The 18,535-nt window shown below is 74.3% G+C and carries 17 protein-coding genes and 1 pseudogene; 11 read left to right on the forward strand and 7 right to left on the reverse strand.

Features of this window, described 5'->3' with window-relative positions; genetic code table 11:
• Positions 1-156: 156 nt before the first annotated feature.
• From ACFVHV_RS22565 to ACFVHV_RS22580, 4 genes are all read right to left on the reverse strand, one after another.
• Entirely contained in the window at positions 157-1,197 is a 1,041-nt protein-coding gene (locus ACFVHV_RS22565) for a zinc-binding alcohol dehydrogenase family protein (protein ID WP_380352961.1), read from the reverse strand.
• A gap of 120 nt (positions 1,198-1,317) precedes the next feature.
• Complete coding sequence (locus ACFVHV_RS22570) at positions 1,318-1,791, reverse strand: nucleoside deaminase (RefSeq protein ID WP_359898382.1); 474 nt, start codon at positions 1,789-1,791, stop codon at positions 1,318-1,320.
• A gap of 99 nt (positions 1,792-1,890) precedes the next feature.
• Entirely contained in the window at positions 1,891-2,727 is an 837-nt protein-coding gene (locus tag ACFVHV_RS22575) for an alpha/beta hydrolase (protein ID WP_359898383.1), read from the reverse strand.
• 20 nt (positions 2,728-2,747) lie between these two features.
• A complete protein-coding gene (locus ACFVHV_RS22580) occupies positions 2,748-3,185 on the reverse strand; it encodes a universal stress protein (RefSeq protein WP_359898384.1) in 438 nt (145 codons plus the stop codon).
• Between the two features lie 182 nt (positions 3,186-3,367).
• On the opposite strand from ACFVHV_RS22580, the gene ACFVHV_RS22585 reads away from it, so the two are divergent.
• Positions 3,368-4,189: a helix-turn-helix domain-containing protein gene (locus ACFVHV_RS22585; RefSeq protein WP_380352964.1), complete on the forward strand. Its 822-nt coding sequence runs from the start codon at positions 3,368-3,370 to the stop codon at positions 4,187-4,189.
• A gap of 36 nt (positions 4,190-4,225) precedes the next feature.
• A pseudogene (locus tag ACFVHV_RS22590) lies at positions 4,226-4,402 on the forward strand (putative quinol monooxygenase); the annotation flags it as partial.
• A 310-nt stretch (positions 4,403-4,712) separates the two neighbouring features.
• On the opposite strand, the gene ACFVHV_RS22595 reads toward ACFVHV_RS22590, so the two are convergent.
• Together ACFVHV_RS22595 and ACFVHV_RS22600 are read right to left on the reverse strand one after the other, a co-directional pair.
• Entirely contained in the window at positions 4,713-5,321 is a 609-nt protein-coding gene (locus ACFVHV_RS22595; RefSeq protein ID WP_380352965.1) for an ester cyclase, read from the reverse strand.
• A 163-nt stretch (positions 5,322-5,484) separates the two neighbouring features.
• On the reverse strand, positions 5,485-6,210 hold the full coding sequence (locus tag ACFVHV_RS22600) for an SDR family oxidoreductase (protein ID WP_359898387.1): 726 nt from the start codon (positions 6,208-6,210) through the stop codon (positions 5,485-5,487).
• Between the two features lie 130 nt (positions 6,211-6,340).
• Between ACFVHV_RS22600 and ACFVHV_RS22605 the strand changes: the two genes are divergently transcribed.
• Positions 6,341-7,273 (forward strand): LysR family transcriptional regulator, encoded by a 933-nt coding sequence (locus tag ACFVHV_RS22605; protein WP_359898388.1) that lies wholly within the window; start codon positions 6,341-6,343, stop codon positions 7,271-7,273.
• 56 nt (positions 7,274-7,329) lie between these two features.
• Here the strand turns inward: ACFVHV_RS22605 and ACFVHV_RS22610 are convergent, their stop codons facing one another.
• Positions 7,330-7,734 (reverse strand): ArsR/SmtB family transcription factor, encoded by a 405-nt coding sequence (locus ACFVHV_RS22610; protein WP_380352967.1) that lies wholly within the window; start codon positions 7,732-7,734, stop codon positions 7,330-7,332.
• Between the two features lie 107 nt (positions 7,735-7,841).
• Between ACFVHV_RS22610 and ACFVHV_RS22615 the strand changes: the two genes are divergently transcribed.
• From ACFVHV_RS22615 to ACFVHV_RS22650, 8 genes are all read left to right on the forward strand, one after another.
• Positions 7,842-9,839, forward strand: coding sequence for a heavy metal translocating P-type ATPase (locus tag ACFVHV_RS22615; protein ID WP_380352969.1), 1,998 nt, complete (start codon positions 7,842-7,844; stop codon positions 9,837-9,839).
• Positions 9,840-10,110: 271 nt separating this feature from the next.
• The gene (locus ACFVHV_RS22620; protein ID WP_380352971.1) at positions 10,111-11,550 is read left to right on the forward strand and encodes a hypothetical protein; all 1,440 of its coding nucleotides are present in this window, start codon (positions 10,111-10,113) and stop codon (positions 11,548-11,550) included.
• Positions 11,550-13,091 (forward strand): hypothetical protein, encoded by a 1,542-nt coding sequence (locus tag ACFVHV_RS22625; RefSeq protein WP_380352972.1) that lies wholly within the window; start codon positions 11,550-11,552, stop codon positions 13,089-13,091. Before ACFVHV_RS22620 ends, ACFVHV_RS22625 begins: the two co-directional genes overlap by 1 nt.
• A gap of 54 nt (positions 13,092-13,145) precedes the next feature.
• A complete protein-coding gene (locus ACFVHV_RS22630) occupies positions 13,146-13,541 on the forward strand; it encodes a hypothetical protein (protein WP_380352974.1) in 396 nt (131 codons plus the stop codon).
• Positions 13,538-13,714 carry a DUF6760 family protein gene (locus ACFVHV_RS22635; RefSeq protein ID WP_380352975.1) on the forward strand — a complete coding sequence of 59 codons (177 nt, stop codon included), beginning with the start codon at positions 13,538-13,540 and terminating at the stop codon, positions 13,712-13,714. The genes ACFVHV_RS22630 and ACFVHV_RS22635 overlap by 4 nt, the downstream gene beginning before the upstream one ends.
• Positions 13,715-15,563: 1,849 nt before the next feature.
• Positions 15,564-15,995, forward strand: a complete 432-nt coding sequence (locus tag ACFVHV_RS22640) for a phage tail protein (protein ID WP_380352977.1) — start codon at positions 15,564-15,566, stop codon at positions 15,993-15,995.
• 37 nt (positions 15,996-16,032) lie between these two features.
• Entirely contained in the window at positions 16,033-16,767 is a 735-nt protein-coding gene (locus tag ACFVHV_RS22645) for a LysM peptidoglycan-binding domain-containing protein (protein WP_380352979.1), read from the forward strand.
• Positions 16,764-18,479 (forward strand): VgrG-related protein, encoded by a 1,716-nt coding sequence (locus ACFVHV_RS22650; RefSeq protein WP_380352981.1) that lies wholly within the window; start codon positions 16,764-16,766, stop codon positions 18,477-18,479. Before ACFVHV_RS22645 ends, ACFVHV_RS22650 begins: the two co-directional genes overlap by 4 nt.
• Positions 18,480-18,535: the final 56 nt, after the last annotated feature.

Genomic DNA, 18,535 nt, shown 5'->3' on the forward strand with positions numbered 1-18,535 from the left:
CTCTCCGTCCACTCGTTTGGGGTGTGGGTTTGGTGGGGGGTTTTTTGTTTATATTCCACTTCTTCTCACCCTTTGGCCCCCGCGTGCCCCCCGGCCCGCCCCCCGCCGGCGGGGGGGGGGGGGCCGGATCGCGTGCGGGACGCCGACCACCGTGCGCTACTCCGCGACGAGCACCGCGACCCCCGTCACCCGGTCCGCGGCGAGGTCCGCGAGCGCCGCGTCCGCACGGCGCAGGGGGTAGCGGCTGACGTGGACCACCGGGCGGGCACGGGCCGCCTCCGCCAGGAAGGCCAGCCCGTCGGCCCGGGTGTTGGCGGTGACGCTGCGCAGGGTGCGCTCCTGGAACAGGTGCCGCTGGTAGTTCAGCGCCGGGATGTCGGTGAGGTGGATGCCGGCCACGGCGAGCGTGCCGCCGCGGTCCAGCGCGGTGAGGGCGACGGGCACGAGCTCGCCGACCGGGGCGAACAGGATGGCGGCGTCCAGCGGCTGCGGGGGCGGGTCGTAGGAGTCGCCGGCGAAGTCGGCGCCGAGGTCCAGCGCCAGCCGGCGGGCCGCCGCGGCCCGGGTGAACACGGCCACCCGGGCGCCCCGGGCGAGGGCGAGCTGGGCGGTCAGGTGCGCGGACGCGCCGAAGCCGTAGATGCCGAGCAGCCCGCCCGCCGGGAGTTCGGCCCGCTCCAGGGCCCGGTAGCCGATGATCCCGGCGCACAGCAGCGGGGCCAGCTCCTCGGCGGGCGGGCCCTCGGGCAGCCGGTAGGCGAAGCGGGCGTCCGCGGTGAGGTGCCCGGCGTAGCCGCCGTGCCGGTCCCAGCCGGTGTAGCGCGACGCGGGGCAGAGGTTCTCCCGCCCGCTGCGGCAGTACCCGCAGCTGCCGCAGGTCCGGGCCAGCCAGGCCACCCCGGCCCGGTCCCCGACGGCGAAGCCCTCGACCCCGGCCCCCGCCGCGAGCACGCGCCCGACCACCTCGTGCCCGGGCGTGCACCGGGCCAGCCTGGGGGAGAGGTCCCCCTCCGCGAGGTGCAGGTCGGTGCGGCACACCCCGCAGGCCTCCACCTCGACCAGGACTTCCTGCGGGCCGGGCGCGTCCAGCGGCCGCCGCTCCCGGACCAGTGGGCCCGGCCCCGGCCCGCCGACCGGCCCGGGGCGCTCCACCGCCCACGCCCAGGTCTCCGCCGGTAGGGGTTGCGTGCTGCTCATCGCCGTCTCCTGCCGCTCGGCTTGCGGGGTCGGTGCGCGTCCGGGGTCAAGTTTCCCGCTCCGCGGCGGCCGCCGCGTGCTCGACGGCGGAGAAGCCGTCCGGGGAGGGTGGCGATCCGGTCAGCCCCAGTACCCCGTGTGCACGGCGGTGGCCTCCTCGAAGAGGTGCGGGCCGGAGACCTCCACGGTGCCGCCGCCGGCTGCGAAGACCTGGCGGCAGGGCAGGTCGAGCACCGGCTCGTCCGGGTCCACTCCCGCGATGGCGTTCAGCTCGGTGGCGGCGAGCGCGTAGACGACCTTCCGGATGCCGCTCCAGTGGATCGCGCCGGCGCACATCGCGCACGGCTCGGCGCTGCTGTAGAGGACGGTCGCGGAGAGCTGGTGCGGGGCCAGGGTGCGGCAGGCCTGGCGGACCAGGTTGGTCTCCGCGTGCGCCGTGACGTCGTGGTCGGTCAGCACGCTGTTCTCGGCCGTGAGCAGGACGCCTCCGGACGCGTCGGTCAGCAGCGCGCCGAAGGGGTGGTTGCCGTGGGCGCGGGCGGAGGCGGCGAGTTCGATGGCCGCGAGCAGGTGCGGGCGGGTGAGGTCGGTCATCGGCGTACTCCTCGGGGGCGGACCGGACGGGGTGACAGGGGCGGGGCGTACGGGGTGCACGCGGTGGCGGTGCGCGCGGTGGCGGTCCGTGCGGTGCCACTACTTCGCCAGGAAGGCGAGCAGCGCCGCGTTGACCTCCTCGGCATGGGTCCAGAGCAGGCCGTGCGGCGCGCCCTCGACCTCCACGTACTCGGCGGAGGGCAGCGCCCGGTGGAAGGGGCGCCCGGTGCTGTCGATCGGCAGGATGCGGTCGGCGGTCCCGTGCAGGATCAGGGCCGGCACGTCGATGCGCGGGATGTCGGCCCGGAAGTCCGTGTACCAGGTGGACGGCGCGGCGGCGGCGGCGAAGAAGCCGCCGCTCGTCGCGACGTTCCAGCTGTTGCGGACGGCCTCCGCGCTGATCCTGCTCCCGAGGTTCTCGTCGAGGTTGTAGAAGTCCCGGTAGAAGGCGGTGTAGTAGGCGTACCGGTCGGCCTTCACGGCGGCGACGATGCCGTCGAAGAAGTCCTTCGGACCGGCCCCCTCAGGGTTGTCGTCGGTCTTCAGCAGGCAGGGCTCCAGGGAGCCCAGGAAGGCGACCTTGGCGATGCGGCCGGAGCCGTACCGGGACACGTAGCGGGCGACCTCCCCGGTGCCCATCGAGAAGCCGACCAGCACGGCGTCCCGCAGGTCGAGGGTCTCCAGCACGGTGTGGAGGTCGGCGGCGAAGGTGTCGTAGTCGTAGCCGGTGGTGGGCTGGGAGGACTGTCCGAAGCCGCGCCGGTCGTAGGTGATCACCCGGTGCCCGGCGTCCAGCAGCGCGGCGCTCTGCCGCTCCCAGGAGTGCCCGTCGAGCGGGAACCCGTGGATGAGGACGACCGGCTGCCCGGAGCCGTGGTCCTCGTAGTAGAGGTCGATGGGGGTGGAGTTCTCCTGGCCGACGGTGATGTACGGCATGGTGTCCGGTGTTCCTCTCGTCATGGGGCCCGGACGATGACCACGGGGCAGGCGGCGTGCTGCGCGCAGTGGGTGCTCACCGAGCCGAGCAGGGTACGGGTGAAGCCGCCGCGGCCGTGGCTGCCGACCACCAGCAGCTCGGCGCCCCGGGCCGCGTCCAGGAGGACGTCGGAGGGGTCGCCCATGACCATCGTCTGGCGGACCCGCACCCGGGAGTCCTCGCCGAGCACGGCGTGCAGCTCCTCGGCGAACCGCCGCTCGGCCAGCTCCCGGTCGAAGGCGCTGTCGACCACGGGCGCCGACCAGCCGAAGTGGCTCGGGGGTTCCCAGGCGCCGACCGCGTCCACCACGCCGCCGATCAGCGTGGCGTGCCGGGCCGCCCAGCGCAGCGCGGCGTACGACGACGGCGAGCCGTCGACGCCGACCACGACGCGGGGAGCGGAGTCGTTCGCGTTCATCTGCACCGTCCCTGGCCGGCCGTCCTGCGGATCGTCGCCCCCCGACCACGGTGCTGGCCGCCGGACGGCGCCGCCACCACGGCCCGGCACCCGGGTGACGGCCGACGGCCGGGCGGGTACCGTCGGTGGCCGCCGAGCGCCCGTGACCGGGGCGCGGCCGCGGTGGGAGCGGGGGAGGACGGGTGCGAGTCGAACACGCGGTGCCGGGCCCGGCGCTGAGGCCCTGGATCGACCGTTACTGGTGGTACCGGGCAGGCCCCGGCGACCTGCCCCGGCTGCTGCCCGGAACGGGTGCCGAGCTGTGGATCCACTGGGCCGGCGGGGTCCACCTGGACGACGGGGCCGGGCCGGTGCCGCTGCCCGCCGCGCACCTGGTCTGCCTCCGCGGGGCCCGCTGGGAGCCGGTCTCGCGGGAGGCGGGCGGCTTCGTGGCGGTGCGGTTCCGGGCCGGCGCCCTGCGGCACTTCCTGGCGCCGGGGGTCGACGAGGTGGCCGACCGGGTGGTGAGTGCCGCCGAGGTCTGGGGGCCGCCGGCCCGGCGGATGGCCGAGCAGGTGTGTCTGGCGTCCGGGCCGGCGGAGCAGGCGGCGGTCCTCGACCGGGCGCTCGCCGAGCTGCTCGCCGCCCACGACCGGGCCGACCCGTGGCTGGACGCCGCGGTGCGGCTCGTCCACCGGCGTCCCGGCGAGGTGCGGGTGGACGCGCTGGCCGAGCACCTCGGGGTCACCGTCCGCCGGTTGCAGCGGGCGTTCCCGGCGGCGGTGGGCGCGGGTCCGAAGGCGTTCCAGCGGGTGGCCCGGTTCCAGCGGCTCACCCGTACGCTGCTGCTGTCCGGCGAACGCCGTTACCTGCCAGGGGCGTTGGCGGCGGGCTACTACGACCAGGCGCATTTCGTCCGGGAGTTCCGGCACTTCACCGGCCGGCCCCCGACGGCCCTGCTGGGGCAGGGCCTGTCGCATTTCTACTATGAGCGGCTGCCCGCTCCCCGTCAGGCTGGGCCCTGACCGGAGGAACCGACGGAGAGCGGACGTGCGATGACCATGGTGGTGGCGATCCTGCAGGCCAGGACCGGACGGGAGGAGGCCCTCGCGGCCGCCCTGCGCGAGGTCGCGGAGCGCACCCGGGAGGAACCGGGGGCGCTCGCCTACGCGGTGGGCCGCCAGGAGGGCGGCGGCCGGTTCCTGGTCACGGAGCGGTACGCCGACCGCCGGGCGCGCGAGGCCCACTTAGGCCCTCTCTTTCGGATCACGCCAGGCGGTCGCCGCCGGAGCACGCACCTCGCCGGCTTGTCGTCGGTCGCCGATGCTCCGCATGGACTCCCTCCTCCGCACCGCCGATGCACGCACTCCAACGACGCCCACTGGTCCGACGTGATCCGAAAGAGAGGGCCTCGCCTCCTCCTACGTGACCGACCTGCTGGCGCGCTTCCCGGAACTCCTGGCGGACGAGCCGCAGGTCGAGTTCACCGACGTGGTGACGGCCTTCGCCCGGTGACCGCCCGCAGGCCCGCGTGCGCCCGGTACGGCCTCAGGCCCGGACGCCCAGCTGGGCCAGCAGGGTCGCGTTGTCCTCGATGTGCCAGTCCTCGGTGATCCGGTCGGTCCCGACGTGCTGGATGTCGATGGCGTTGAACTCGATGTCCTGGCCCTGCCCCCGCACGCCGTCGAAGGTGCCGGTGAAGTGGCCGCGGAAGACCAGTCGGGCGGTGATCCTGTCACCGCTGATCAGGAGGTCGGACAGCTCGCAGGTCAGGTCCGGCACCGCGGCGCGGAAGTTCTTCGAGGCGAAGGCCGGCCCGGCGGGGCCCTGCGGGCGGCCCGGCGGCAGCGTGTTGTCCCGGAACTGCCGGCTGATCGCCGCGTCCAGGTACCGCTGCTGCCCGGTGTTCCAGAACGTGTACAACTGCTGTGCCAGGTGGACCTCCTGGGCGGCGCGCCGGGCGCCGATCGAGCGGTCCGCGGTGAGCGCCTTCGGCTGGACGAGGCCGGGCGAACGGTCGATCAGGCGCTGCGGCCAGTCGCGTGCGGAGTCGTGGTGGCCGCTGTCGTGGACGGGGGCGGCCGCGGCGGTGCCGCCCGCCAGGCCGGCCGCCGCCGCGAGGACGGCGGCGGTACGGATCAGGGTGCGCGAGCGCATGGGAACAGCTCCTCGGTTCGGGGGGGCACGCCGGCGGTTCCGGGCGTGCGGGGGTGGTCGGCCGGTCGGGAGCTCCGGCCGGCCGGGGTGGGGGAGTCATGCCGCCGACGGCGGTCCGGCGGTCCGGCGGTCCGGTAGCCCGGTAGCCAGGCGGCCCGGCGGGTCAGGCGAGTCGGCCGCCGCCGTCGACGTGCAGCACCGTGCCGGTGACGTACGGGTTGTCGATGGCGTAGCGGACGGCCTTGACCAGGTCCTCCGGGGTGCCGACGCGCCGGGCCGGGTTGCGCTCGGCGACCCCGCGCAGGAACGCGTCCTTGTCGGCGCCCAGGCCGTCCCAGGAGCCGGTGTCGACGATGCCGGGGGAGACGGCGTTGACCCGGACCGGCGCGATCTCCACCGCCAGCGCCTGCACCAGGAAGGCCAGCGCGCCGTTGGTGGTGGCCATCACCGTGCGCGCGGGCGCCGGGCGCCACGCGGCCACACCGGAGAAGAAGGTGAACGAGCCGCTCTCGGAGACCTGCCCGACCAGGTGCTTGGCCAGCAGCAGCGGGCCGATCACCTTCGCCGCGAACGCCCGCTGCACGTCGGCCGCTTCGAGCTCCCGCAGCGGGCCGTTGGCCGGCATCGCGGCGGTCGAGACCAGGTGGTCGAAGCGGCCGGCCCGGGCGGCGAAGGCGGCGATCGACGCCTCGTCGGCGATGTCCAGGGCGATCACCTCGGACGGTCCGGACAGCTCGCCGGCCGTCCACTCCAGCTTGCGGGGGTCGGGGCCGGCCAGCACCAGGGAGGCGCCGGCCGCCGAGGCGGACTTGGCGACGGCCTGCCCGGTGCGCGAACCGGCACCGACCACGACGAGCCGCTGCCCCCGGAGGGAGGTGGTGTCGGACATGGTGGAACTCCTTCGGATGATCGGGGAACGGACCGCCCGCTGCTTCCCGCGGCGGCCGCACCACGACCCTCTCCCGACCAGCAATGATGAGTCCAAGGCTTGTTTTCTACCTCGGCGATAAAATCCGTTCATGGCAACGCCGACGCTCAGACAGCTCGAATACCTGGCCACCGTGGTCGACACCGGATCGTTCACCCGTGCGGCGGAACAGCTGCACGTCACCCAGCCCGCGCTGTCCCACCAGATCCGCGCCCTGGAGGGCGCCCTCGGCGGCCCGCTGCTGGAGCGCCTGCCGCGCTCGGTGCGGCTCACCCCGATGGGCCGGGCGGTCCTGCCGCACGCCCGCGCCGCACTCGCCGAGGCCGAGCGGCTGCAGGCGGCGGCCCGCCGTTCGGCCGGCCTGGAGGAGGGCGAACTGGAGGTCGCCGTCGTCTACTCCGTCAGCCTCGGCATCCTGCCGCCCGTGCTGCGGGAGTGGCGCCGCCGCCACCCCGGCGTGCGGATCCGGCTGCGCGAGTACCCCCACACCGACGCGCTCCGGGAGGCCATGGCCGCGGGCCGCGCCGACCTCGCCATCGGCCCGGTGCCGAGCGGCTGGGAGGGGCCGATCCGGGAGCTCGGCGTCGAAGAGTTCACCGTCGTCCTGCCCGCCGACGACCCGCTGGCCGAACGCCCCGCCGGGACCGTCGCCCTCACCGAACTCGCCGACCGCGACTGGGTCCACTACGCCCCCGACAACGGCCTCGCCGACCTGCTCGACCAGGTCTGCGCCCGGGCGGGCTTCCACCCCCGGGCGGCGGTCCGCGCCGAACAGACCTCGGCCGCCCCGCTGCTGGCCGCGGCCGGGCTCGGCCCCGCCCTGGTGCCCGCCAACATCGTCCCGGCCCAGTTCGAGGGCGCCCTGCTGCGCCCGGACCCGCCGATCCTGCGGACCCTCACCGCCTACACCCGCACCCGCCCCGATCCGCTCACCGTGGCCTTCGCCGACCTGCTGGCCCGTCAGGCCCGGGTCGGCCCCGTGGTCTCCGGCCGGTCGGCCGAGGCCGACGGGGCGCGCACCTGAGGCCCGACCCCGGCGGTGGAACGCGCGCCTGAGGTCCGATCGGGCGCCGTGGCGCGTCAGCGCGCGGCGCCGCCGACCGGCTCGTGCTCGTCGTCCGCGTCCTGCGGGTCGACGGCGTCGCTGAGGCCCAGCCGCAGGTGCTCGATGTGGTAGACGGCCTGGTCGAGCAGGGCGGCGACGTGGTTGTCGTAGAGCGCGTAGACGACCTGCCGGCCGTTGCGGCGGCCGATGACCAGGCCGAGGTTGCGCAGCAGGCGCAGCTGGTGGGAGCAGGCGGACTGCTCCAGGCCGACCTCGGCGGCGAGTTCGGTGGCCGCGCAGGGGCCTTCGCGCAGCCGGGAGAGGATCAGCAGCCGGGAGGGCGTGGCGAGGGCTTGCAGGGTGGTGGCCACCCGGGCAGCGCTGGTCGCGTCCAGGCGCGTGTGCGGGACGGCGGTGGCGGGGGTGGCTCCATGACCCATGCGGGCCATCCTACAACTCATAGATGAACGAGCCTTCATATGTTCATGTATCGTGAACGAGTCAACGGCCCCGCCCTGCCCAGGCCTGCCCGAAGGGTCCCCCCGCCATGTCCACCACCACCCTGACCGGGCGTTCCGCGCCCCCGGCCGCGCCACGCCCGGACACCGCGCCGAGACGGCGCACCCGGGTGCTGTCGCTGCCCGAGGCCCGCTGGGCCGCCGCCGCGACGGTGCTCTTCCTGATCGCACTGCCGCTCCAGCTGACCGGCGCCCCCGCCTGGGCCTGGGGCCCGCTGTACGCCCTCGCGTACGCCACCGGCGGCTGGGAGCCCGCCTGGGCCGGGCTCCAGGCACTGCGGGAGAAGACCCTCGACGTCGACCTGCTGATGATCGTGGCCGCGCTCGGCGCCGCCGCCGTCGGGCAGGTCATGGACGGCGCGCTGCTGATCGTCATCTTCGCCACCTCCGGCGCCCTGGAGGCGCTGGCCACCGCCCGTACCGCCGACTCGGTGCGCGGACTGCTCGACCTCGCCCCGGCCACCGCCACCCGGCTGCTGCCCGACGGCGGCGAGGAGACCGTGCCCACGGAGGAGCTCGCCGTCGGCGACACCGTGCTGGTGCGGCCCGGTGAGCGGATCGGTGCCGACGGGCGGGTGCTCGACGGCGCGAGCGAGGTGGACCAGGCCACCATCACCGGCGAGCCGCTGCCCGTCGTCAAGGAGACCGGGGACGAGGTGTTCGCCGGGACCCTCAACGGCACCGGGGCGCTGCGGCTGCGGGTCGAGCGGGACGCCTCGGACACCGTGATCGCCCGGATCGTCCAGCTGGTCGAGGAGGCCTCCGGGACCAAGGCGCCCACCCAGCTGTTCATCGAGAAGGTCGAGCAGCGCTACTCGCTCGGCATGGTGGCCGCCACCCTCGCGGTCTTCGCGGTCCCGCTGGCCTTCGGCGCGGCCTTCACCGGCTCGCTGCTCCGGGCGATGACCTTCATGATCGTCGCCTCCCCGTGCGCGGTGGTGCTGGCCACCATGCCGCCCCTGCTCTCCGCCATCGCCAACGCCGGACGGCACGGCGTCCTGATCAAGTCCGCCGTCGTGATGGAGCGCCTGGGCCAGGTCGACGCCGTCGCACTGGACAAGACCGGCACCCTCACCGAGGGCACTCCGCGCCTCACCGACCTCCGGCCGCTCACCGGCTCCGGCCTCTCCGAGGAGCGGCTGCTGGCGCTGGCGGCCGCGGCCGAGCACCCCAGCGAGCACCCGCTGGCCCGCGCCGTCGTCGACGCCGCCCGCACCCGCGGCCTGACCCCGGCCGCCGCCGAGGACTTCACCTCCACCCCCGGCGTCGGGGTCACCGCCACCGTCGACGGCCGGGTCCTCGCGGTCGGCGCGCCGGCCCGGCTGATCCTGGAGCGCACCGACGCCGCCTCCGTCGAAGCCGCCGCGCTGGCCGCGGAGTTGGAGGAGGGCGGGCGCACCGCCGTCCTGGTCGAGGCGGACGGCGTACCGGTCGGCGTGCTCGGCCTCGCCGACCGGCTGCGCCCGGACGCCGCCGCCACCGTCGCGTCCCTCCGGGCGCTGACCGGCACTGCGCCGATGCTGCTCACCGGCGACAACCCGCGCGCCGCCGCCCACTTGGCCGCCGAGGTCGGCATCGCCGACGTCCGGGCCGGACTGCTGCCGCAGGACAAGGTCGCCGCCGTCCGGGAGCGGGAGGCGGCCGGACGCAAGGTGCTGGTGATCGGCGACGGCGTCAACGACGCGCCCGCGCTGGCCGCCGCCCACACCGGCCTCGCGATGGGCCGGGCCGGCTCCGACCTCGCCCTGGAGACCGCCGACGCGGTGATCGTCCGCGACGAACTCGCCACCGTCCCGGCCGTGGTGGCGCTCTCCCGGCGGGCCCGCTCCTTCGTGGTGCAGAACCTGGTGATCGCCTCGGCGTTCATCACCGTCCTGGTGGTCTGGGACCTGGTCGCCACCCTCCCGCTGCCGCTGGGCGTGCTCGGCCACGAGGGCTCGACCGTCATCGTCGGCCTCAACGGCCTGCGCCTGCTGCGCGAGAGCGCCTGGACCGGGGCCCGGGGTTGGCGGGAGACCCTCGACTGAACGGTTCTGCGCGGAACTTCAACGACGGGCGGGGTCCGATCGGTCGGACCCCGCCCCTCGCGCGCACGCCGTCGCCGGACGGTGGCCGCCGGGCCGAAACGGTTGGGGCCATGAGGCTGTTCGCATGAAAACTTTCGAGGCGTCACCGCTGCTCCGTGCGGCGTCGACAGCGGTTCTCCTACAGTGGCGCTGCCCGCCGCGCCACCCGGGTGCGGAATCCACCCTTCAGGCCAACTCCCCTTTTCCGTTGGCCGGTTCGAGGAGCACCTTCATGACCAATTACCCACCGGAGACGCTGCTGAAGGGCACTCCGGCTCCGAAGCCCCATTCGATCACCCTGGGCCCTGACGGCTACCTGTGGGTGACGACGCACAACAAGAGGCTCATGCAGGTGAATCCGGATGATCCCGGAGCCCAGGACAACAAGGAGACGGCGGGTCAGCTCTCGGCGGGCATCGTGATGGTTCCGGAGGGAGGGAACGTCATCTGGTATGCCTCGCCCGCCCACGAGCAGGACTATGATCCCATCTACGAATGGGACGTCGTGAAGTGCGGCGAGATCGGCCAGCACAAGCTCGACGACGACGCCCGGGCCCAGACCCTCACCTGGGCGGTGCTGACCAAGGAAGTGAAGAAGCTCAGCGCGACCATCGACGGCAGCGGGGAATACCTCGACGAGGTCCCCTACGCCTGGAGCCCGTCTGTTGTCCCGGATCCGGGGGAAAACTACAACACCCCGATCTACTACGTGTTCTTCGCCGAGCCGGTCCACCGCCGGGTCGGCTTCGTCAAGGTGGGGGATCCCGGCCAGCCCAGCACCCACCAGCTTCCGAACGGGGACGAATTCGACACCTGGCTCTGGTCGGTGGCCGTCAGCGTGGACAAGACGGTCAACAACTATACCTACTGGGCCACCGGCCAGGTGTCCACGACGGGCAATTTCCTGCGGAAGAAGAACGGCCTCTACACCTTCACCCCCGGGCAGTCCGGCAAGCCCTGGCAGCGCATTCCACTTCCGGACCCGGACCCGAACCAGAACTCGCAGGTTCCCATCCACGTCATCACCGACTCCACGGCTGTCTGGGTGGGTACGCGAAACCCGAACCGCGTGTGCCGGTACGACATCTCCGACGGATCGTGGACCTCCTCGAAGACCCTGGACCACGAACCCCGTCAGCTGGCCTTCGGGCCGGACGGCAACATCTGGGCCGCGGCCGCCGGCGCCATCTACTGCTTCAAGAAGGACCTGGGCGTCAGTACTCTGCCGAGCCCCGATCTGGACAAGGGAAGTGAGGCCGAAGGCCTGTTCGTCGATGCCGAGAAGAAGCAACTGTGGTTCACCGACCCGGCGAAGTGCTCGATCGGTCAGTATGCGATCAAAGTCGCCACCGCCGCTGCGGAACTCGTGGAGATCAAAGAAGGCGCCGCCACCACGGCCGGCAAGAACAAGGTCGTCGACATCCCCATGATCGCCCAGTACGTCATCGACGGGCATGACACCCCGGGGATCCCCATCACCTGCAGCATCGACAAAGCCAGTGGCGCCACGTTCGTCCAGGGCAGCGGCGGCCTCGTGCGAGTCGTCCACACCAACCAGCGGGGTGTCGCCCTCTTCCCGAAGATCACCACCGGAACCAAGGACGTCACGCTCATCATGCAGTACTCGGCAGCCGAGAAGGCGGTCTCGAAGACCCTCACGGTGAAGTCCTGATGGCCGCCAACGCCCACAGCCTCACCAAATCGGCTCACCCCGCCGCGATCGCCTATCACCCGGGGGACGGGACGATCTGGTTCGTCACGCCCGACGCGGAGTTCGGCTCCTTCACCCCTTCCGGTCTCTTCGAGAGCCAGCTCTTCGCCCCGATGCAGACCGACAGGAAGGCCGGAACCCTGGCCTTGGCCGACGGTCTGGCCTGGACGTACGCCACCGATGCCGAAGCCGGCTACGTCGTCACCTGTACCGCCGAGGGCGCCTACACGGACCGGAAGAAGCTCGAACCGGCGCATGCCGTGGCCATGGCCGTCGGCGTGAACAACCACGGTGAGGCGCGGGTCGTCTGCACCCGCGAGGGAAGGCGCGACCTCGTCCTCGCCGACACTGGCAAGGTCGCCACCTCCGAGCCCCACACCCATCCGCTGTACGGGCTCGCCATCGGCACGAAGACCCCCGCCACGTACTGGCTGAGCTGCCCCGAGGCCAAGACCGTGGTCAGCTACGACGCCGCGACGGGGAAGTTCGACGGCTCGCCCGTCACCCTCCCGGACGACGTGGTGCCGCAGCACCTGGCGATCACGGAGACCGGCGGCGACTTCCTGTGGATCGCGACGCAGCAGTCCACGATCCTGCGCCACGACCTGCACGACGGGTCCTTCCTGCCCGTCGACACCGGGAAGGTGGTGGACCGGCTCTTCCCGATGGCCGACGGAAGCCTGTGGTTCACCATGCCGTCCGCGGACGCGGTGGGTTACGTCCTGCCGGGGCGGACGGAGGCGAAGTACGTCCCCTTCGACACCGGCACCCGCCCGTCGGGGATCGCCGCGGACGGGCACGGCGTTCTGTGGGTGGGGCTGGAGGGCACGAGCGAGATGGCATCCCTGTCCAAGTACCGGATGACCGTCCTGTCGGGCGAGTACCAGAGCGTGCCGGTCGGTGGGACGTTCCCGGACCGGCTGTCCGTCAGGGTCACCGCCCTCGACGGCACCGGGCACCCCGGGGCCACGGTGGCGTTCACCGTACGGGACGACCAGGCGCGGTTCCCCGGTGACAAGGCCACCGCCACCGCGACCACGGGCGCGGACGGCAGGGCGACCAGTCCTCCGCTGACGGCGAGGAAAGCGGGGCCGAAACCCTGCGACGTGGTCGCCGAATGGAAGGACGAGGGCCTGCTCGTCCCGTTCAGCGGCATCACCGTGCGCCCCGAGGCCGGACCGGTCGACCACCTCGTCTACCTCTCGGGAGCGGGCCAGTCGGCGCTGCCCGGAGAGGACTTCCCCGAGCCGCTCCGGGTGCAGGCGGTCGACGCCTTCGGCACCCCGGTTCCGAAGACGGACGTGGTCTTCCGCGTGACGGACGACATGGTCTCCTTCGGCGGGAGCGCGACCGCGGTGGTCCGCAGTGGCACCGACGGGGTGGTCGAATCACCCGTGCTGACCGCGGGCGACGAAGCGGGACGAGCGGTCGTCGAGGTGTGGGCGACGAAGGCCGCCGCCGGTGTCGTCGTGCACGAGTACGTCCGTGACCTCGTCCACTGACCCCGCACCGCCCCGCGCCGGGCGGGGACGGAGCCCCGAGTCCCGGGAGGGACCATGACGCGCACGGACACCGGGCTGCGCACCGCATTCGACTTCGAACTGCCGCACGGCTACGTCGGGCCGGACGGCCGGGTCCACCGCCGGGGCCGGATGCGGATGGCCACGGCCCGCGACGAGCTGGCCCCCCTCGTGGACCAGCGGGTCCGGGAGAACCCGGCCTACCTCGGCATCGTGCTGCTCAGCCTGGTCGTCACCCGGCTCGGCGACCTGACGGACATCCACGCCGGAGTGGTGGAGGAGCTCTTCGCCGCCGACCTGGCCTACCTCCAGGACCTCTACCAGGAGATCAACGGCGTCGGCCCCGACCACCGGGCGGTGGCCTGTCCCTCGTGCGGTGCCCACTTCGCGGTGCGCGAACCGGCCCCTGGCGGGCGCCTGGGGGAACCGTGAGGCGCTCGGAGCGCCGGACCCGGGAGGAAATCGCCTACCTCGCCCACCACTTCCACTGGTCGTACACGGACCTCGTCGGCCTCACCCATGGCGAACGGCTGTCGTGGGTGGCCGAGGCCGTCCGGATCAACACCTCGGCGACCGGGCGGGGAGCACCACCGTGGGGCGGCTGAGGCGGGCGCTCTCAAGTCTGCTGGGACAGCTGCCGGAAGCGGCCCGTCCGGTGGCGGCGGCCATGCCGCCCCCGGGCAGGGACCGGGGCGCCCCCGAAGGCCCCACGCTGGTCCGGGCCCTCCCGGTGCCGGTGACCGACCCGGTGTCCTTCCGGGACGGCCTGGCGGCCTGGCGGCCCGCACCGCTGGTCACCGCGGCCTCGGCGCTGCTTCCGCGAGCCGTGCCGGTGTGCGTCCGGCGGTCCACGCTGCCGTTCGCGGGCTCCGAGGCGGTGGCGGGGGACGGGTGGCCGCAGGACCTGGTGCCGGCCGCCCCGTACGTCGATGTCGTGCCGGGGAGCGCGGAGTACGTACCGTCCCCGGCGGCGGCCGGGGACGGTACGTCGGCGCCCGCCCGCGCCGGTGCGCTGCCCGCTGCCCGGCCCGGGAGGGGGAATCCGGTCCGTGCGGCGCTGCGGTCGGTGGGGGACCGCCTGCGCCGCCGGGACGTACCGAGGTCCGGGGCCGGTGCCGCCGACCGGCCGACGACCGGTGGCCGAAGGCCCAGGGGGTTTCCCCGGGTGGTACAGGCCCCCGTTCCCGACGCCCCCGCACCGCCAGCCCACCGACCCGTGGGCCGTGGAGCGCCGAGGAAGCGCCGGATCCTCCCGCCAGCCTGGTTCCCGCCGTCGACACGCCGTCCACGCCCGGCCGCTCCCGGGCCCGTCCCTCCGGAGCCGGCCCGACCGGCATCGTCCGGACGGGCCGCACCGCCGCGGCCGGTGTCGCCGGTCCTGCCGGAGCGGAACCCGGCGGTGCGGTCGACCGTCGCGGGGCCGACGGAACCTCCCTCGACGCTCGGCCAGGCCAGCGGCCCCGCCCAGCCCATCACCCCCCGGCCCGTCACTTCCCCGCCCGGAGGCGGGGCCCGGAGCGCCCGCCCCCGTGCCGACGGGCGGGAGCGGGAAGGGCCGGACCCAGGGCTCCCGCTTGCCCCGGTTGCCGGGCCCAGACCGGTCCGTGGCGCGGACACCGTCCGGACGGCCGCGCCCGAACCGCCTCCGACCGGCAGCCTGCCACCGTCGCAGGAGCGTGCCCCCGCACCCGGCACCCGGCCGGCGCCGCTGCCGGTTCCCCCTGCCGTCCGTTCCGGCGGTGCACCCCCGACTGACGCCCCGACACCGCGCCCGGCGCCGCCCCGAAACCGTCCGGCGGACCGTGAGCACGGACCCGGACGCGACCTGACCGGCCGTCCGTCCCTGCCGCCCGGCGCGGCGGCCGCCGTCGGAGCGCCGATGGACCGCCTGCCCCTGACCGCGGTCCCCTTCTCCCCGGCCCGCACGGCGCATCAACCTCCGGCCACGGACGCCCCGTGGCAGCACCTCACGGGCGACACCCGATCCGATGCTCCACCGAGCCCCCCGGACCGGCAACCGTACGCCGTACCCGGCCCGGTCCCCTTCCACGCCGCCGCGGCGGCCCACCCGACAGCCATGGTGGGGCCGCCCCCCGGTCACGTACCGATGACCGACCGCCCCGACCGCCCCGACCGCCCCGATCCGGCGCGGGAACGGTCTCCCGGCAGTGCTCCCGGCGGACCTCCCGGCAGTCCTTCCGCCGCCGCGCCCCCCGTGTCCGGGGCCCTGGTCGCCGAGGTGGTCAGGCGCGTCGTCCAGGTCCACGCGGACGTCCTGGCAGGGCTGTCGTCCGGCCACGGGGAGGGCCGGCGCCCGTGGTCCGTACCGCCGGGCGGACATCTGCCCTGGGGCGGTGACCGCCCCCCGCGGTGAACCGTCCCGCCCCGTCCGGCCCACGTACCGGCCCAGCCCGAGTCCCGCCCCAGCCCCGCCGACGCCCCGGAGCCCCTGCCATGAGCGACCAGCCGTTCGCCGTCACGTCCCTCTTCCAGCTCTCCATCGGCGATCACGCCCTCGGGTCGTTCACCTCCTGCGACGGCCTGGGCTGCGCCATGGACATCGAGGAGCGGGCCGAGGGCGGTGAGAACGGTCGCGTCTGGCACCTCCCGACCCGGCTGCGGTACACCAACGTGGTGCTGGGCCGGCCCCTGAACCGCCAGACCACGCTGGTGTGGGCGTGGCTGCAGCTCCAGGTCCTCCAACCGGTCCGGATGCGCGGCCAGATCGTCGCGCTCGGCCCGGACCGTCGGCCCCTGGTGCGGTGGGTGCTGGACGGTGTGCTGCCGGTCCGCTGGAACGGCCCCTCGTTCACCGTCGACGCGTCGGAGCCGGCCAGGGAGACCCTGGAGATCGCCCACGACGGGTTCCTGGAAGTCACCGTCTGACCCCGCCCCCCGCCGACCTATCGCCGAAGGGAGACCCATGCCCGCCCTGCCGCTGTCGGGTACGCCCGTCCGTGCCGTCCTGGTGATCTACGATCCGCCGGCCGACGAGGGGAATTCCGTCGGACATGAGCGCGACCGGATCACCCTGCAGTTCAACCCGGACCGCGTGTCGCTCGACAAGCAGGCCCACTGGGACCGCAGCGCTCCCTCGAACGCCCCCGCCGGCAGCCCGCAGTTCGTGTACTCCGAGCCGCGGACCATGACCCTGGAGGTGTTCCTCGACGCCCCGGGGCCCGGGGGCGGGGTGGAGAAGGCGACGGAGAAGCTGCTGGGCTGCTGCACCCCGGCGGCCCAGCCCGCGGCGACGGACACCGCGTCGGCGCCCTGGGTGCGCCTGGAGTGGGGGCACGGACGCAGTACGGCGTTCCTCGCCCTGGTCACCCGGGTCGGCGTGACGTACACGCGCTTCTCCACCGACGGCAGGCCGCTGCGTGCCGAGTGCTCGCTCGTCCTGGAGGAGGTCGGCGGCCGCACCCCGCGGCAGAACCCGACGTCGGGCGGGGACGGCCCGGTCGCCACCCACCGTCTGGTGGCCGGGGACAGCCTGGCCAGCCTGGCGTGGCACACCTACGGCGACGCCACCTGCTGGCGGGCCATCGCCCGGGCCAACGGGATCGACGACCCGGACCGCATCCCCGTGGGTACGGTGCTCGCCCTGCCGGTCCTGGACACCACGACGGACGCGGCGGCGGACGGGGGCGAGGCCCGGTGACCAGGAGCCACCAGGCGCGCCCGCTGATCGAGGTCCAGGGGCAGCCGCTCGCGGGCCCGTGGGAGGGCCGGCTCGTGGACCTCGTCGTGGAGAGCGCCGTCAACACGCCCGCCACGGCACGACTGCGCTACAGCGACGGCAAGCACCGGTTCTTCGAGCGGACGGGGGTCAAGGTGGGCCGGTCCCTGACGGTCGCCGTGTCGACGGGCCGTCACCGCACCGGCGCACGGATCTTCGACGGGGAGGTCACCGCGGTGGAGACCTCCCTGGACCGCGCCGGAACCTTCGCCGTCGTGCACGCCACCGATCGCGGACACCGCCTGGAGCGGGGCCGACGGACGGAGGCGGACGGCCCGAGGACCCTCGCCGCGGCGTTGGACGAGGCCGCCCGGCGCCATGGCCTGCACGCCGACACCTCCGGCCTCACCGGCCCCGGGATCCCCTACCTGGCGCAGCCCAACCTCACCGACTGGGAACTGCTGACCCATCTCGCCGACGAGCGCGGCCTCCACCTCGCCGTGGACGGCGAGACGGTGACGATGCGTCCCCTGCGGCCCGCGTCGCAGGCCCCCTCGCCCGACACGGGGGCGGACCGCAGCGTGTTCGTCCTGCAACGAGGGGTGAACCTGCGTTCGCTGCGGGCCGCGGTGTCCTCGGTCGGACAGGTCAGCCGGGTCCGGGTCACCGGCTGGAATCCGGCCGCCAAAGCGCCGGTGGCCGAGCGGGAACCGGCGCTCTCCAGCCCGGAGGTGCACCCATCGGCGAGCGCGGGCAATCTCGCCGAGGTGTTCGGCGGCACCCCCGAGCTCCTGGTCGCCGGCCCCTACTCGCTCCCCGAGCAGGCCGGTGCCGCCGCCCGCGCCCTGGCCGACCGGACGGCCGCCGGCGCGGTGCGCCTGGAGGCGCTGGCCGACGGCGCCCCACAGCTGCGGGCGGGCCGGCCCGTCACCCTGCGCGGGGTGGGGGCGCCGTTCACCGGCCAGTACACGGCCACCTCCTGCCGGCACACCTACGACCGCAAGCACGGCTACCTCACCGAGGTCCGGGTGGACGCGCCGCCCGCGCCGGTGGTGCCGCCCCCGCCGCCGCTGTGCAGCCGGGGCGTCGCCGTCGGCCAGGTCACCGACATCCGCGAGCCAGGGCAGGGCAGGCGCGGTGCCGTCCGCCTGAAACTGCCCTGGCTGTCCGAGAGTTACCAGAGCGACTGGGTCCGCACCGTGCAGTGGGGCGGGCTCGGTGGGGGTGGTGTCTTCGTGCCGGAGGTCGGTGACGAAGTGCTGGTGGCCTTCGAGCACGGGCGGCTCGACCGCCCGTACGTGATCGGCGGGCTCTACAACGGCAAGGACGAGCCCAGCCCGGACGAGCTGCCACTGGTGGACGCCACCAGCGGGCGGGCGAACCGGCGGTCCATCGCCGCCCGCACCGGCGACCGGGTGGAACTGCTGAGCACCGAGAGCGGACCGCGGGGAGTACGGCTGCGCAGCGGCGACGGGAAGCTCACCGCCCACCTCGACCGGGGGGAGACCAGCATCTGCCTCACCGCGGGCGACCCCGGCCGCGAGGTGCTGGTGAGGCTCGACGGGCGCGCGGGCGGGACGGTCACGGTGGACGCCGGGGACGAGGGCGTGCTCGTCCTGCGGGGCGGGACCGTGCGCATCGAGGCCGGATCGATCGAGCAGCACGCCGGGCTCGGGAACGGCGGCGGCACGTAGGGGACGGGCGCCCCGATGACACCCGCAGGGCCACACGACGAGGAGCACCGCAGTGG

The organism is Kitasatospora sp. NPDC127116 (assembly GCF_042677365.1).
Classification (GTDB): Bacteria; Actinomycetota; Actinomycetes; order Streptomycetales; family Streptomycetaceae; genus Kitasatospora; species Kitasatospora lactacystinica.

Excerpts from the sequence above, each read along its gene's own strand:
- ACFVHV_RS22565 (WP_380352961.1), bottom strand. The coding sequence starts at position 1,197 with ATGAGCAGCACGCAACCCCTACCGGCGGAGACCTGGGCGTGGGCGGTG.
- ACFVHV_RS22570 (WP_359898382.1), bottom strand. The coding sequence starts at position 1,791 with ATGACCGACCTCACCCGCCCGCACCTGCTCGCGGCCATCGAACTCGCC.
- ACFVHV_RS22575 (WP_359898383.1), bottom strand. The coding sequence starts at position 2,727 with ATGCCGTACATCACCGTCGGCCAGGAGAACTCCACCCCCATCGACCTC.
- ACFVHV_RS22580 (WP_359898384.1), bottom strand. The coding sequence starts at position 3,185 with ATGAACGCGAACGACTCCGCTCCCCGCGTCGTGGTCGGCGTCGACGGC.
- ACFVHV_RS22595 (WP_380352965.1), bottom strand. The coding sequence starts at position 5,321 with ATGCGCTCGCGCACCCTGATCCGTACCGCCGCCGTCCTCGCGGCGGCG.
- ACFVHV_RS22600 (WP_359898387.1), bottom strand. The coding sequence starts at position 6,210 with ATGTCCGACACCACCTCCCTCCGGGGGCAGCGGCTCGTCGTGGTCGGT.
- ACFVHV_RS22605 (WP_359898388.1), top strand. The coding sequence starts at position 6,341 with ATGGCAACGCCGACGCTCAGACAGCTCGAATACCTGGCCACCGTGGTC.
- ACFVHV_RS22610 (WP_380352967.1), bottom strand. The coding sequence starts at position 7,734 with ATGGGTCATGGAGCCACCCCCGCCACCGCCGTCCCGCACACGCGCCTG.
- ACFVHV_RS22615 (WP_380352969.1), top strand. The coding sequence starts at position 7,842 with ATGTCCACCACCACCCTGACCGGGCGTTCCGCGCCCCCGGCCGCGCCA.
- ACFVHV_RS22620 (WP_380352971.1), top strand. The coding sequence starts at position 10,111 with ATGACCAATTACCCACCGGAGACGCTGCTGAAGGGCACTCCGGCTCCG.
- ACFVHV_RS22625 (WP_380352972.1), top strand. The coding sequence starts at position 11,550 with ATGGCCGCCAACGCCCACAGCCTCACCAAATCGGCTCACCCCGCCGCG.
- ACFVHV_RS22630 (WP_380352974.1), top strand. The coding sequence starts at position 13,146 with ATGACGCGCACGGACACCGGGCTGCGCACCGCATTCGACTTCGAACTG.
- ACFVHV_RS22640 (WP_380352977.1), top strand. The coding sequence starts at position 15,564 with ATGAGCGACCAGCCGTTCGCCGTCACGTCCCTCTTCCAGCTCTCCATC.
- ACFVHV_RS22645 (WP_380352979.1), top strand. The coding sequence starts at position 16,033 with ATGCCCGCCCTGCCGCTGTCGGGTACGCCCGTCCGTGCCGTCCTGGTG.